The organism is Streptomyces sp. NBC_00234 (assembly GCF_036195325.1).
Lineage (GTDB): Bacteria > Actinomycetota > Actinomycetes > Streptomycetales > Streptomycetaceae > Streptomyces.
This window is the reverse complement of the sequence record NZ_CP108101.1, coordinates 7,409,268-7,424,066: the sequence shown is the minus strand read 5'-3', so window position 1 is coordinate 7,424,066 and position 14,799 is coordinate 7,409,268. Positions and strand designations below refer to the sequence as shown.

The following is a 14,799-nucleotide window of genomic DNA, read 5'->3' as shown; positions in this document are numbered from 1 at the left end:
GGTCCGGAACGAGCGGCAGGCTCCGGACACGCTGTGCTGTCCGACCGGGCCGCCACCGCCCCCTCCGGCGCGCGCCTCCTCCAGGGCGAGCGCAACTGGTGGTTCCTCGGCCCGGGCGGGGTGGCCCGCCTCGGCGGGCGGCACGTCACCGCCGACGGAGCCCTGCGTCCCGAGGCGGAACAACGGCTGCGCGAGAGCGGCATGTTCACACCCACCCAGGTCCGGGCCTACGCGCTGACCGTCCTCACCAGCACCCACTGCAACCTGGGCTGCGGATACTGCTTCCAGAACACCGCGCAGGACCAGCTGGGCGGAACCCGGCCGCCCCGGATCGCCCGGACCCGCCTCACCTCGGAGACGATCTCCTCGCTCCTCGGCTTCACCGAGCGGCAGATGGCCGCCGTCGGCCTGGAGAAGCTCAGGATCCTCCTCTTCGGAGGGGAGCCCCTGCTCAATCCCCGCGGCTGCGTGGAACTGCTGGAGCGGGCCGCGGACATCGCGCCGACCTCGGCCTGGATGATCTCCAACGCCACGCTGCTCACCCCGACGCTGGCGCGGCGGCTCGCCGGCCTCGGGCTGACGTCCGTCCAGGTCACCTTCGACGGCGACCGCGCCGATCACGACCGGATCCGGATCGGCCGGGCGGACGGCAGCGGAACCTTCGACAAGATCGTCCGCAACATCGTCAAGGCTTCCGAGGTCTCGCAGCTCCAGTGGACACTGCGGGTGAACGTCTCGCAGGAGACCTTCCACGGGGTCGACGCGCTGATCGAACGGCTCGCGGCCACCCTCGACCCCGCACGGTGCACCCTGTACTTCGCCCGTATCGGCGACGTGGGTGTCGGCTACGCCAACAGCCTGCTGCACACGGGCGAACTGCCGACCGCCTTCACCCGCTGGCAGCGCCGGGCGCTCGACCTCGGCTTCGCCGTGAGCCGACCGGGCTCCCGTAAGACCTGCGTCACCTGCGGTCACGCCGACGGCCGTTACGGCGCGGTGGTGAGTGCGGACGGGACCCTGGCCAGCTGCTGGGAGACCGCGGGCAAACCCGACTGGGAGGTCGGGACGGTCGCCGAGGGCTACCTGCCCAGCACGGTGACCGACGACCGGTGGGTCGCCTGCCAGGACCTCTACCGCTACGACGAGGACGCACGGACGCTCGCGCGGTTCCGCGACACCGTCGACACGGCCCTGCTCGACTACCTGGACGAGACGGGGCGGCTGTAGCCATGTCCTCATCTCTGGAGCAGCTCTCCTCCGGCGCGCTCGACTGGCTGGGACGGAATCTGGACCACTTCGACCCGTTCTCGTCGAGCGCCCGGTCGGCGACGCACGGAAAGGCGAAGGCCGCACTCGAACTGGCGCTGCTCTGCCACTGCGCGGCCCGCACGGAACACGCACCGGAGGCGTTGAGCGGGGCGATCGCCCTCGTCCGGAAGCTCTGGCAGGATCCGGACTTCCCGCCGCTCTTCGACGACGTCCCCGCCCACGCCTCCACGTACGGGCTGATCTACGCCGCGCTGGCCCCCGACGGGATCGGCGGCACGGAGTGCCGGGCCACGCTCGCACGGCTGTCCCCCGACCTCCTCTCGCCGCACGGGAAATCGGCCTACCGGGGCATCGAGATCCGCTACTACGCGGACAAGGCCGGCGTACGCCACGGCATGGAGCCGTACGCCGAACTCCTCCCGCGGAGCCCGCTCGTCGCCCTCCCCTCCGCCACCGCGGAGGTACCGGCGTCACCGGACGCGGCGCCGCTCGCCACCCCCGAGGCATACGCCCTGACCCATACCGCCTTCTATCTCGGCGACTTCGGCCGGACCGCCCCCGGCTTGACCGGGAGCGCCCTGGCCCACGCGCGGGCACTGGTCGCCCGGATGCTGGACCACTGCGTCCAGCACGATCGGTGGGACCTGGCCGCGGAACTCGTCCTCACCCAGTTCATCCTGGGGAGCGAACCGCTGCGCACGCCCTCGGGAGCCGCGGCGGTGGAGTGCCTGGTACGGGCCCAGCGGCCCGACGGCGCGATCCCGGGGCGGTCGGCGGCGCTCGCGGCACCCCCGTCGGCCCCGGCCGGGGAGTTCTTCCGCAAGGCGTACCACACGACCCTGGTGACCGCCCTCATGGCGCTGATCGTCTCCTCGCCGAGGCACTCATGACACCGCGCCTGACGCTGATCAACCGCGACTACACCCGCCTGTGGTTCGGCCAGGCCGTCTCGTCCGTGGGGGACGCCGTCTTCAGCACCACTCTCGTGCTGTGGGTGGCCACCGTTCTGGCGAAGGACGAGACATGGGCGCCCATGGCGGTCAGCGGCGTCCTGATGGCGTCGAGCGCCGCCGTGCTGGTCATCGGTCCGCTCGCGGGCGTCTTCGTCGACCGCTGGGACAAGCGCGTCACGATGCTCCGCACCGAGGTGGTCCGCATCGGGCTGGTGGCCGTGCTGACCGCCGCCACCTTCCTGCCGGTCGACGACCTCCCGGCAGGAGCCTGGCTCGCCCTCGTCTACGCGACCGTGCTCCTGCTGCACGCGGCCGGCCAGTTCTTCTCACCGGCGCGCTTCGCGATTCTCGCGGATCTCGTGACGGGGGAAGCCGACCGCGCCCGGGCGGCCGGCATCGCACAGGCGACCGGTGAGACGGCCTGGATCATCGGCCCGCCCCTCGCCGCGCCCCTGTTGTTCACCGCCGGTCTGCAGTGGGCCATGCTCTTCAACGCGCTGTCCTACGCGGTGTCGTACATCGCCATCCGCTCCATCGGCGTACGTCCGCCGGCCACCGGCTCGGCCGGTCCGGACGCCGCCCCGAAGCCCGCGGTGCGGCAACGGACCAGCGTACGGCGGGAGTTCGTGGACGGCCTGCGCTTCTTCGCACGGAGCAGGTTCCTCGTCGCGCTCCTTCTGCTCGCCGTCATCGGCCAGTTCGGGATCGGCGCGCTGAGCACCCTCAACGTCTTCTTCACCACCGACAACCTCCACGCGTCGGCCCACCTCTACGGGTACATCGGCATGGCCATGGGAGTGGGCGGCATCACCGGAGCGCTGTGCGGGGGCCGGGTCGTCCAGTGGCTCGGAGCACGGCGCAGTACGTGGATCAGCCTGCTGGTGAGCGGAGTTCTGCTGGTCGCCTACTCCCGGCAGACCGGGTTCATCGGCGGCATCGCCCTGCTCTTCGTCTTCACCGTTCCGCTCACCGTGCTGAACACGGCGATGGCACCGCTCCTGCTCGCGGCGGCGCCGGCGGACTACCTCGGCCGGGTGATGGCCGTGTTCTACCCGGTGACGAAGCTGGCGTCGATGCTCTCCGCGGTCCTGTCCGGCTGGCTCGCCGGTTCCGTCCTGCATGGCGTCTCCGGCTCGGTCGGCGGTCTCCGGTTCGGCCCCATCGACACGATCTTCGCGCTGTCCGGGCTGATCGTGGTGTTGTCCGGTGTCTTCGCCTTCTTCGCCCTGCCCGGCAGGGAGACGACCGAGGAGACAGCCGAGAAGGCTCCCGAGGAGGCAGCTGTCGGAACGGCCGCACCACCCGGCCCGCGACCGGCCTGAGCCCCGCCATCCGGTCGTCGGGTGCCCGGCACCGAGCGACCCGGCTACCGGCACCGCGCGCCGGCCGGCCGCGGATCGCTGCACCGTCCGCCCACCACACCCGAGGGAGCATCGAGTGACCCCTGACGCGCGACCGACACGGAGCCAGTACCCCCACGCGGAGCGCCAGGACGTCGTCCAGGAGCTCCATGGGGTGCGCGTCCCCGACCCGTACCGCTGGCTGGAGGACGCCGAGGCCGCCTCGACGCTCCGCTGGGGTGCGGAGCAGGAGACCCTCTACGAGGCGGAACGGGCGGCCTGGGCCGGCCTGGAGCGGTGGGAGGCGGAGGTGGCGGAGCTCAACGCCGTCGACCGCGCCAGGCCGCCCAAGGTCCGTGGCGGCAGGGCCTTCTGGCTGCGGCAGGACGCCGGCCAGGAGCATCCTGTGCTCGTGGTGGCGGAGGCCGGGACGGACACGGCGGAGCGGGTGCTGCTGGACCCCAGCGCCCTCGACCCGTCCGGACGCACCGTGCTCGACGCCTGGGAGCCTTCCCTGGAGGGCGATCTGCTGGCCTGCCAGGTGTCGCGCAACGGCACGGAGGACTCGCAGCTCCGGGTGATCGACGTGGCCACCGGGAAGACCGTCGACGGTCCGGTCGACCGGGTACGGAAGTCGTCGATCGGCTGGCTGCCCGGGGGCGAGGCGTTCTACTACGTCAGACATCTGGACCCCCGTCTGAACCCCGGCGAGGAGCGCTACCACCGCCGGGTCTACCTCCACCGGATCGGTACGGAACCCGACGCGGACGCCCTGGTCTTCGGTGAAGGACGGGACAAGACCCAGTTCTACAGCGTCTCCGTGACCGCCGACGGCCGCTGGCTGGGCGTCACGGCAACGCTCGGCACCGGCCGCGGCACCGACCTCTATCTGGCCGACCTGTTCGCCGGCCCGCTGGGGCGACCGCTGCTGCGGCCGGTCCAGGAAGGCATGGAGGCCGCGACCCGCCTGCACGCGGTGGCCGACACGGGTCCGCGGGACTGGGTGTGGCTGCGCACGGACCGCGACGCCGCTCGCGGTCGCGTCGTCGCGTGCCGGCCGGCCGAACTCCACCTGGGCCCCGCCGCCTGGCGCGAGGTGATCCCCGAACGGCCCGACGCGGTGCTGACGCACCTCACCGTGCTGTCCGGTCCGCGGCCGGTCGGCCTGGCCGCCTGGACCCGTGACACGGTGGCCGAGGTGACGGTGCACGACCTGGTCGAGGGCCGGCAGATGGCCACGGTCCCCCTCCCCGGCACGGGCGCGGTCGGCGACTTCGCGGCCGGGCCGCACGGAAGCCACGAGGCATGGTTCGCCTATACCGACTTCGTCACACCGCCGCGGGTGCTCCGCTTCGATGCGCGCACGGGTCGCCTGACGCGCTGGGAGCGCGACGCCCCGGGCGCCCTGGCGGTCGTCGGTGCGGTCACCCGCCAGGTCGCCTTCCCGTCTCGGGACGGGACGACGGTCCGCATGTTCGTGATCTCCCCCACCGGACGCCCGGACGTGCCGCGCCCGGCGCTGCTGACCGGGTACGGCGGCTTCGGGCGCACGATGTCCCCCCGGTACCGCGCCCAGGTCCTTGCCTGGGTCAGGGCCGGCGGGGTGTTCGCCTGGGCCGGTCTGCGCGGCGGCGGCGAGGAGGGCGATGCCTGGCACCGGGCCGGCAGCGGGGAGCACAAGCAGAACACCTTCGACGACTTCTCCGCCGCCGCCGACCGGCTGATCACGGCGGGCTGGACCGAACCGGGCCGGCTCGCGGTCATGGGCGGTTCCAACGGCGGGCTGCTCGTCGGCGCCGCCCTCACCCAGCAGCCGGAGAAGTACGCCGCCGTGGTGTGCATGGCCCCGCTGCTGGACATGGTCCGCTACGAGCTGTCCGGGCTCGGGCCCAGCTGGACGCCCGAGTACGGCAGCGCGCAGGATCCCGCCCTGCTGCCGACGCTGCTCGCTTACTCCCCCTATCACCGGGTCACGCCCGGAACCGCGTACCCGGCGGTGCTGCTGACCGCCGCGGACGGCGACACCAGGACCGATCCGCTGCACGCCCGCAAGATGTGCGCCGCGCTCCAGCACGCCTCGTCCGGCGCAGGACCGGTCCTGCTGCGGCTGGAGCGCGGCGTCGGCCATGGCGACCGGTCCGCGTCCCGGGCGGCGGCGTTGCAGGCCGAGTGCCTCGCCTTCCTGGCGGAACACGTGGGCCTTCCGGCCCCCGGACGTGCCCGTCCGGCGACCCCCTGAGACGCCGGCTTCCGGCCGCCCGACGGTGGGCGGCCGGAAGCCGGGCCAAGGGCGCCGGGGCCGCACGCCCGCCCCGGCCGCGTCGTTCAGCCCGGGACCCGCACCGGGGTCCCGTGCCCGGCGCCGAGCGCGTACAGCCTTATCAGGTGCGGCAGTTCGTACTGCGCCGCGTGCGCGGTGACCTCGCCGCCGGGTGAGGTGACCATTCCGGCGTCGATGAGCCCCTCCACCACGCGTACGGCGTGCCGCTCGTCGCACCCGAGGGCTTCGGCCGCCTCGCTCAGGCCGAACGGACCGTCCCCGGTGCCCGCGGCCAGCCGACCCGCGTCCCTGCCGCACTCCTCGGGCAGCGCCTCCCAGCCACGGGCCAGCCGGTGCCGTACGGACACGTCCCCGGAGGTGAGTTCGTCCAGCGTCCCACCGGGGTCGGCGAGCCGGTCCGCGAACTCCCGCAGCGGGACGTGGCGGAGCACCGCGAGACGCATCCCGCTCACCCGGACCGCCAGCGGCGAGCCGCCGCAGGCGCGCACGATACGGAGCGCGGCCTCCCGGTCGGCCCGCACCCGGCTCCGGCCGACGAGCCCGGCGAGCAGTTGTACGGCCTCGGCGGTGCCGAGCGGCGGGACGGAGATCCGGCGCACGGGCGCCAGACCGCCCAGCTGGCCGCGTGCGGTGAGCAGCACCCTGCCCAGCCCGCCGCTCGGGAGCAGGGGACGTACGGCGCGTTCCTCGGGCACGTCGTCCAGAACCACCAGCACACGGTGTGCCGCCAGCCACTCGCGCCACGCCTCCGGTCCCGACAGCCCGGCCCGGCCCGTCCGTTCGCCGACCTCCGCCAGCACGGCGGTCAGCGGGCGGGCACGGCCGTCCGCGTCCCGCAGGGAGACGCAGATCCGCCCGTCGGTGAACCGGTCGCCGAGGAGGTGGGCGGCCCGCACCGCCAGCGTGGTCTTCCCGGCCCCGGCGGGGCCGGAGAGCAGCACGACGCCACCGTCACCGTCGCCCTCCAACAGGTCCGTGAGGTAGCGCAGTTCCTCGCCGTGTCCGGTGAAGTCGACGAGGTCGGACGGGAGGGCCTCCGTGGCCGCGGCGCGGCGGGAAGCGGCCGGTGCACCCGGCCGCCCGACGGCGTCGGCCACTCCGGGCCGGTCGTCACCCGCGAGAATCGCCCGGTACCGTGCTGCCATGGCGGCACTGGGCTCAAGGCCCAACTCCCGGGCGAGGAGCTGCCGGTAGTCGTCGTAGACCGCGAGCGCCTCGGCCTGCCGGCCGGACCCGCTCAGGGCTCGCATCCAGACGGACCGGAGCCTCTCCCGCAGGGGGTGCAGCTCCACCAGGTCGCGCAGCCCTTCGACCACGGCCGGCGCGCCGCCCACCTCCAGCTCCAGCTCCGCCCAGCTCTCGTACGCCGTCAGACGGCGCAGTTCCAGCCGCTCGGTCTCCTCGGCCAGCCGGGGCGACTGCCGCAGGTCGTCGCCCAGCGGCGACCCCTTCCACAGGTCGAGGGCCTGACGCAACAGGAGGGCGGCCGGGCCGGGCGGTTGCCCCTCGGCGGCCCGCACCAGGGAGCGGAACCGCAGGAGGTCGAGCTCGTCCTCGGCGACGCCCAGCACGTATCCGCCATGCGTGTGGGTGAGCCGCGGCCGGTCCTGGTGGTCCTCCGCGAGCAGCGCGCGCAGGGCGCTGACGTACACCTGGAGGTTCTTGCGTGCGGTACGAGGGGGCTCCTCCGGCCAGACTGCGTCGGTCAACGCGTCCACGGACACGGGGCTGTTGGCGGAGCCGAGCAGCGTCGCCAGCACGACGCGCTGTTTCAACGGGCCGAGGGGCAGAGCCCGGTCGTCACGGTGGACCGCGAGCGGGCCGAGGACGGAGAACCGGAGCGTGCCGGGTAACGCTGCGGGCTGCGTGAACAGACGCGGCATCGAGCGAACCTCCGAGGGGGCGGGGGGTGGGTCGTTCTGCTCGATGATCCGCCGCCCGGAACCCCCGCACATCGGTGCCCGGCCCGCAGAGTCGCGCCGCACGCCACCGCGTCATGGGGGTGCGGACCCCCATGAAGACGGGCGCGTCCCCCATCCCGGCTGCCGCCCGCCCCCACGGGGCGGACCTAGGGCCTGTCGTCAAACTGCCGTCGTTCGGCCGAAGGCCGGGCCGCGCGCAGAAGGAGCGACGGCCCGGCCGGCCGTACGGATCAGGCCGGCGACACCTGTGAAGCGCCGGCCCCTTCCCGGTCCTCCGCCTTTTCCGCCGACAGTGCGCACAGCGCCGAGCGGGCGACGCAGCCGGTCTTGGTCATCAGGCTCGCCATGTGCTTCTCCACCGTCCGGGGCGAGATGCACAGGTGCTGCGCGATCTGCTGGTTGCCGGGTCGCTCCGCCAGCAGCACGAACACCTCGTACTCGCGTGGCGTGACACCCGCGCTGCGCAGCTCCGCGGGAATCCGCTCCCGGCCGCCCCGGCGCTGCCGCACGCTGACCCCCGCCTGCCGCAGCAGGGCCCGACAGGCCCCGGCCACCGGCTGTACGCCCGCCTCGTGGAAGTACTCCTCCGCGGTCCGCAGCCACGCGACCGGCTCGCCCCAGGAGTCGCGGAGCGCCGCCTCGGCGGTCATGCGCAGGGCGAGATGCCACACCTGCGGGAACACCACCGCCGCGCGGCCGGCCTCCTCCACGGCGCGCCGCGCGCCGTCCGCGTCGCCGTCCCGGCCGCGCAGCACCGCGTCCGCCATCCCGAGGAACATCCGGTTCCAGGCCAGCTGTCCGCCCGGCGATGCCAGCGCCTCCCGGTACGCCTCATGACCGTCCTCGTCGCCGTCGAGGATCCGCAGCAGGGGGCGGAGCCCGTACCGGCCGCTGAGATAGAAGAAGCTCGGGTGTTCCCGTTCCCAGACCAGGGCGGCGTCCAGGGCGGCCGTCGCCCGTGCCCGGTCCTCCCCCATCAGCGCGCCCACGGCCTGGCACAGCCCGCGCTGCAGCGGAACGAGCATCGACTCCTCGCCGCCCGCCCGGCGGAACCGGGCCAGGGCCCGCTCCTGCTCACGGGCCCGTCCCTGGTGGGCGGCGAGCACGGCGTCGACGAGCAGCAGATAGCGGTGCGCCGAGAGGTTCTGCAGGCGGGCGCTGGCTTCCACGGACTGCTCGACGATCCCTCGGGCGCGGTCCCATCTCCCGGCCAGCACGCTCTGCATGGCGAGCATTCCGTCGACGGTCTGGAGCAGGACCAGCGAACCGAGTTCGTGGGCCGCCACGCGGGCGGTCTCCAGCTGGGTCGCCTCCCCGGTCCGCATGAACGCGTTGGTACCGAGCCGCACCAGCGCCTCGGCCCGGCATCCCGCGAGCCGGTGCTTCTCGGCGACCGCGAGCATCCGGACCAGGCAGGCATCCGCCTCGTCGAAGCCGCGCTCCCTGGACAGCAGGGCGAGCAACTGCCATGCCTGGCAGGCCACCACGGGCCGGCCGCGTTGCTCCGCAGTGAGCGCGGCGCGCCGGGCGGAACGTTCCGCCTCCTTCAGCCGCTCGCGGCCGTCCTGGCCCCCCGGGCCGCCCGTCCCCTCACCGCGGCCGTCCTGCTCCGGCAACAGCGCGAGATGGCCCTCGATCACCACGAGCGCCGCCTCCTGCTCCGGGCGCGGCGCGCCCCCGAACAGTGCGCGGGCCGCCCGGATACGGCGGCGCGCCTCCTCCTGCTGTTCCGCCATGGTCGCGACCCACGCGACCTGCGTGTGCGCCTGGGCCCGCTCCTCCGCCGTCCGCGACCCGGCGGCCACCGGCGGCAGATCCTCGAGCAACGCGGACGCCGCGTCGATCCGCCCGGACTCCGCCTGGGCGATGGCCAGTTGCACGGTGACCTCGTCCCGCTCCTCGTCGGCCGCGAGCCCCCGGGCACGCTCCAGCAGCACGGCGGCCGAGCCCGACGCGCCGGCGTCCAGCATCTGCCGGCCGACCTGGGCGAACTGCCGGGACGCCACCGCCTTGTCACCCGCCGCCAGCCGCAGGGTGGCCACCAACTGGCGCTCCTCGCCGGAGAGTAAGCCGACCGATTCCTCGATGGCCGAGGCCGCGCGCCGGGCCAGCGCCGCCTGCTCGGCAGGGGGCAGCGAAGCCCTGAGCGCGTCCGCCGTCAGGACGTGACGGAAGGTGTAGTGGTCGTGGGCGGCACCGTCCGGGGCGATGATCCCCGCCTCGGAGGCTGCCCGGAGGTGCGCGAACAGCGCCCGGTCGTCGAGCCCGGTCACCGCCCTGAGCGCCCCGACGGAGAACCGGCCGCCCAGCGTCGCCGCGATGAGCACCAGTTCGCGCACCGGTTCGTCGAGCCGGTCCAGCCGGCGCGCCCAGCTGCGGACCGCGCCCGTCGGTACCGTCGCCTCGCCGCAGTCGGCGAGTTGCCACCCGCCGTCGGCCCTGCTCAGCCGCTTGGTGTCCAGCAGGTCGGCCAGAAGCACCTCCACCAGGTACGGGTTCCCGCCCGCCCGCTGCGAGAGCTGCCGATGCACGCCCGGGGGCACTTCACCCTGCCCGGCGTCCAGACACGCGTCCACCATGTCCCGTACGGCAGCCTCGCCCAGCGGCCTCAGCTCCCTCAGCGAGGCGGTGTTGCGGAGTTCGGCGGCGAGGGCGAGGTCCAGCGCCGGGCCGGGGTCGGGGCGGAGCGTGCCGACCAGCATGACCGGCAGGTCCGCCACGTTGTCGACGACGTACTCGACGACCGCGATCGTCTCCGTGTCGGAGTCGTGCAGGTCCTCCAGCAGGATGACGCAGCCCTGCTCGCGGCCGAGCACCGCCAGCAGTCTGAGCAGCGCCTCGGCCAGTTCGACCAGCGAGATCGCGTATCCGGGCGCCACCGCACCGGCCCGCCACTCCGGTACGAGGCCGGCCAACGCAGGCCGGTAGGGCACGAGTTCCGGGTCGTCCGGGGCACCGACCGCCCGGAACCGCGAGGACAGCGCCTCGATCAGCGGCCGGAAGGGAACGACGAGCCCCGTGGACGTGGCACGGCCACGCAGCACCGGCATGTCCAGGTCGTACGCGCGGAGGGCACACTCGCCGGCCAGCCGGGACTTGCCGATCCCCGCCTCACCGACGAGGAACACCGCTCGTCCGGCACCCCTCCTGACGCTCTCCAGGGCCTCGTCCATCAGCCCGATCTCGGCTTCCCGCCCCACGATGACCGACGACGTCGCGCGCATGGGCGCAGGCTACTTGGTCCCTTTCCCTCACGGCAGAGGGCCGGGGGTCGCCCCGGCCCTCTGCCGCTCCGTCAAGACGTCATCCGCCCCCCGTCGCCGGGCGACGTGCCCGGCCTCGCGTCAGCAGAGGGGGACGGTGGCGGTGGTGAAGGGCGTGTCCAGGAAGGCGGCGGCGCGGAACTCCGCCGTGCCGAGCAGGCGGCTGCGCAGCCCCAGGGCCCCGCCCGCGCCGAGCGTCACTTCTCCCAACGGGTGGTCCTGGGCCGCGGTCTCCGCGCCTGAGCCGCCGTCGACGTATCTCACCGAGTCACTGATCTGCATGGTCCTCACTCGTCCTTCATCCGCAGGAGTGGTGGTCGTGCCGAGAGGTGCGGTGGTGCGGTGGTTCGGTGCTGCCGTGGTGCGGTGTGCCTGGTCGTGCGGTCTGGGTGTTCTGTGGTGTGGCGGCGTGGTCGGCCGTGGGGGTCCTGGCGGAGCCGCCGGCCATCCATGCCCCCGGGCGGGTGGTCCACTGGCGGACACGGCCTAGGGCCCGTCCTTCGCCTCCGGTCCCGACGTCCGCAGGAGGAGCACGGACGGCACGCGCTCCGGGAACCCCGCTCGCAGGAGACCGTGCCCGATCCCCGCCAGCCCGGTCAGCAGGCCGGGGTGCGGAACCCCGTCCGGGGCGCCGCTCCGTGCTCCGGATTCCTCGATGGACGCGAGGAGCGCTCCGGCCCGGCGGATCCAGTGCGGGCGTGCCTCCGGCAGCGCGCTGTGGCCGAGGAGTTCGCAGAGTCCCGCCTCGCCGTGGCACAGACTGTCGTCGGGAGCCGCCCGCTCCCGGCCGAGTTCCTCGGCGGTCCTGCGGGACCACGCCGCGAGCTGCGGGTCGTCCAGGGCGCCCGGCGCGTCCAGCACCGCGAGCGCGATACCGGCCCGCCCCCGGCACCAGGCCGAGGCCCGGGCGCCGCCCGCCGGTCCATCGGCCGATGAGCCGGCGAATGTTCCTCCGTGGCCCTCGCCGGACAGCCCGCCTCGGGCGGCCTCCCGGCCGGCGCCCGGTCCCCCACTGCCGACTGCCGCCCGGAGCGCGGACAGGCCCGCGACCCTGTACCGCTCACCGTCCTCGTCCCCGGAGACCACGCCGGCCTCGGCGAATCGCAGGAGGGCCCAACCGACCCCCGCGGCCCCTGTGGTGAAGTCACGCCCGAAGACCGTGGGATCGGCGGTGGCCAACCGGTCCGCGCAGGCACGCGCGGCTCGCCGGGTCTCCTCCCCCGCCTCGCCGGTTGCGGCGCCGTCGTGGTGGGCGGCCAGCAGGACGGCGAGCCCGCCGGCGACGCCCGCGCCCACCCCGTGCTCCGTCTCGGACCGGGCCGCCGCGCCGACCAGCCTCAGCATGGCCGATGCCCAGGCGCCGACCTCCGGATCGTCCAGCAGCCGCGCCGTCTCGGCGAGCGCGTACGCGATGCCGCCGAGGCCGGAGAAGGCCCCCGAGCCCACCGCGCCGAGGTCCGTGGGCCGCGCACGCAGCGCGACGAGCAGCTCGGGCACCGGAGCCAGGGCCGTACGGGCCGCTTCCGCGTAGTGACCGGCTCCGGTCAGCGCCGCCAACTGGGCCAGGAACAGCGCGGGTCCGGTGTAGCCGCCGGCCAGGTCGGCGGGCATCGGGCCGATCCGCCAGTAGCGGTCGTCCAGGAGCTCCAGGCCGATCCAGTTGCTGCGCGGTCCTTGGCGGTACGCGAGCGAGACCAGCTGGTCGCCCACCGACCGGGCCGCCGACAGCAGCCGCTCCGGCTCCGGGGCGCGGTCCGCCGTACGGGTGCGTCGGCCCTCGGCGGGCCGGTGCGCGGGCGTGCGGGAGGTCGTCGCCATCGCGGCCCGCACGATCCATTCCTGGTCCTGTCGGTCGACCGTGTCCAGGGCGGCGAGCTTCGCCAGGACGAGATCGAGCCCCGGCCGCTCCGTACGGCCGGCCGAGGGCCGCTCCGGCGCGCCCCACAGTCCGTCCCGGCCCGGGCGGGCGGTGAACAGCGGTACGTCTCCCGCCCACAGCTGGGCGATCTCCTCGTCGACCAGACCGGACGCGAGGACCGTGCCGAACAGGTCGGTCCGCAGGGTCTCCAGGACGCGCTGCCGCACGTCGGCGTCCTTGAGCAGATCGGGGTGCGTCGACTCGTCGAGCAGCGTGCCGTACACCCAGGTGGGTCGCATCACCACCCGCACCTCGTCCTCGGCGAACGCCTTCAGCGGGCTCGTCGCCCGGAGCAGTTCCTCCCTGGCCGCGCTGATCGCCGTGTACGCGGCGCGGAACCCGGCGCAGAGCGCCTCGATGTGCGCGCCCGGCTCGATGGGCTCGCCGTCCGCCAGACGCGGCCGGTTGGCGGACTCGCCGAACCTCCCGGCCCTGCGCACGAGACGCATCCGGTCGGTGCCGGCGTCGGCCCAGTCCGCCCGGGCCACGGGCGACACCGCCTCGTGCCCGCCGCCGACCGCCGACACGTCCAGGGCGCTGTGGTCGCCCACCAGCAACTGCGGCAACAACCCGACGCGGTACACCGAGTCGTGGAGTGCGCGGGCGGCGGGGTCCTCCGTGCCGGCGCCCGACAACGGCGGATGGAACAGGGTCTCCACGTCGACCAGCACCGGGTGGGCGCCGACGGCGATCAGGTTCTCGTGGTGCAGGTCGGTCCCGTCGAGGAGGTGCAGCAGCGCGAGCAGTGCGCCCTGGCGGCGGTAGAACGTCCCGACCTCCGCCGCGGAGACACAGGGCCGCGCGGCGACGAACTCCACCCACCCGTAGTCGCCCCGGTCGAGCAGCCGCAGGGTGCGCAGGTCCACTGAGTCGGGCAGGCCGTTGAACCAGGCGACGAGCACGTTGAAGTGGCGGTGCGCCGCGAGGGGCCGGGGCTTGTACACCAGCCGGGCCCCGTCGGCGAAACGCAGGAGCATCACACTCCGTCCGCCGCGGTGCCCGTCGCCGGCGCCGGGCTCGACGCCCACGAGCAGCCCCGGGTCCCCGCCGGAACCCTCCAGGAGACCGGCGGTCAGACGCCCGTGGTCGTCCGCCAGCCGCTCCAGCGCCTCCGCCATCGCGTCCGCCGCGTCGAGTGCCGTCCGCCCCAGGATCCGCGCCAGAACCGGCCGCCCGGCCAGCAGGGCCGTCAGGCCGCGCCGGGAGGCGGTGCGCCCCAGGAAGTCCCGGAACCGGGCCTGCGTGTCGTCCCCTTCCAGGCGCTCGGCGGTCCGCGCCTCGAACAGCTCCAGCACCAGCGTCCGCGCCGCCGCCCGAGCGAGCCTCCCGCCGAGCTGCCGCTCCAGGTCCCCCCGCACGGCGGTCATGTTCACGAGCCTCCGCGCCCGCCGCGAGACGCCCCGCTCCAGCCGTTCCCCCGCACAGACGGTGAACGGCCGCAGCACCCACTCGAATCCGCTCAGCCCCGGATACTCCCCCTCGGGCGCCTCGGCCTCCTCGGGTGCGGCGGCCGACACCTCTTCGGCCAGCGCGGCCCAGTCCGGCCGCCCTGCGACCCCGTCGCCGCAGACGAGCCCGGCCTCCCACCACCGCTCGACCGTCGCCAGAGAGGCCCCGGCCCGCTCGTGTCCTGCCTCCGCCGCCATCGCCCCTCCTCCGCAACTCGGCCGACCGTTCGGCTCCGTGGCCGATCCTGGTACGGGAAGGGGCTCCGCTGCATGGGGAATCGCCCCCCATGTTTTCGACCCCGCCGCGACACCACGAACGGATGGGTACGCCTCAACTCGTCCGGGGCCTCCGCTGCGCGCCGGTATCAACACCGGTGCACGGGACGCCTGCCCCCTCGGGCCGGC

General features: G+C 74.3%; 8 protein-coding genes. 4 read left to right on the top strand and 4 right to left on the bottom strand.

Annotated features, from left to right (window positions below; translation table 11 throughout):
* Window positions 1–36 precede the first annotated feature (36 nt).
* The 4 genes from OG230_RS32515 (at window position 37) to OG230_RS32500 (ending at window position 5,801) form a co-directional block, all read left to right on the top strand.
* Window positions 37–1,227 (top strand): radical SAM protein, encoded by a 1,191-nt coding sequence (locus OG230_RS32515; protein ID WP_328911606.1) that lies wholly within the window; start codon window positions 37–39, stop codon window positions 1,225–1,227.
* Window positions 1,228–1,229: 2 nt separating this feature from the next.
* A complete protein-coding gene (locus OG230_RS32510; protein WP_328907332.1) occupies window positions 1,230–2,159 on the top strand; it encodes a DUF6895 family protein in 930 nt (309 codons plus the stop codon).
* Window positions 2,156–3,544, top strand: coding sequence for an MFS transporter (locus tag OG230_RS32505; protein ID WP_328907331.1), 1,389 nt, complete (start codon window positions 2,156–2,158; stop codon window positions 3,542–3,544). The genes OG230_RS32510 and OG230_RS32505 overlap by 4 nt, the downstream gene beginning before the upstream one ends.
* Window positions 3,545–3,659: 115 nt before the next feature.
* On the top strand, window positions 3,660–5,801 hold the full coding sequence (locus tag OG230_RS32500; RefSeq protein WP_328907330.1) for a prolyl oligopeptidase family serine peptidase: 2,142 nt from the start codon (window positions 3,660–3,662) through the stop codon (window positions 5,799–5,801).
* 86 nt (window positions 5,802–5,887) lie between these two features.
* Here OG230_RS32500 and OG230_RS32495 read toward each other — a convergent pair whose 3' ends face one another.
* The 4 genes from OG230_RS32495 to OG230_RS32480 all read right to left on the bottom strand — a co-directional run bounded on the left by OG230_RS32495 (window position 5,888) and on the right by OG230_RS32480 (window position 14,592).
* Entirely contained in the window at window positions 5,888–7,726 is a 1,839-nt protein-coding gene (locus OG230_RS32495; RefSeq protein WP_328907329.1) for an AfsR/SARP family transcriptional regulator, read from the bottom strand.
* 269 nt (window positions 7,727–7,995) lie between these two features.
* Window positions 7,996–10,989: a helix-turn-helix transcriptional regulator gene (locus OG230_RS32490; RefSeq protein ID WP_328907328.1), complete on the bottom strand. Its 2,994-nt coding sequence runs from the start codon at window positions 10,987–10,989 to the stop codon at window positions 7,996–7,998.
* A gap of 120 nt (window positions 10,990–11,109) precedes the next feature.
* On the bottom strand, window positions 11,110–11,310 hold the full coding sequence (locus tag OG230_RS32485) for a hypothetical protein (RefSeq protein WP_328907327.1): 201 nt from the start codon (window positions 11,308–11,310) through the stop codon (window positions 11,110–11,112).
* Between the two features lie 204 nt (window positions 11,311–11,514).
* A complete protein-coding gene (locus OG230_RS32480; RefSeq protein WP_328907326.1) occupies window positions 11,515–14,592 on the bottom strand; it encodes a type 2 lanthipeptide synthetase LanM family protein in 3,078 nt (1,025 codons plus the stop codon).
* Window positions 14,593–14,799 lie beyond the last annotated feature (207 nt).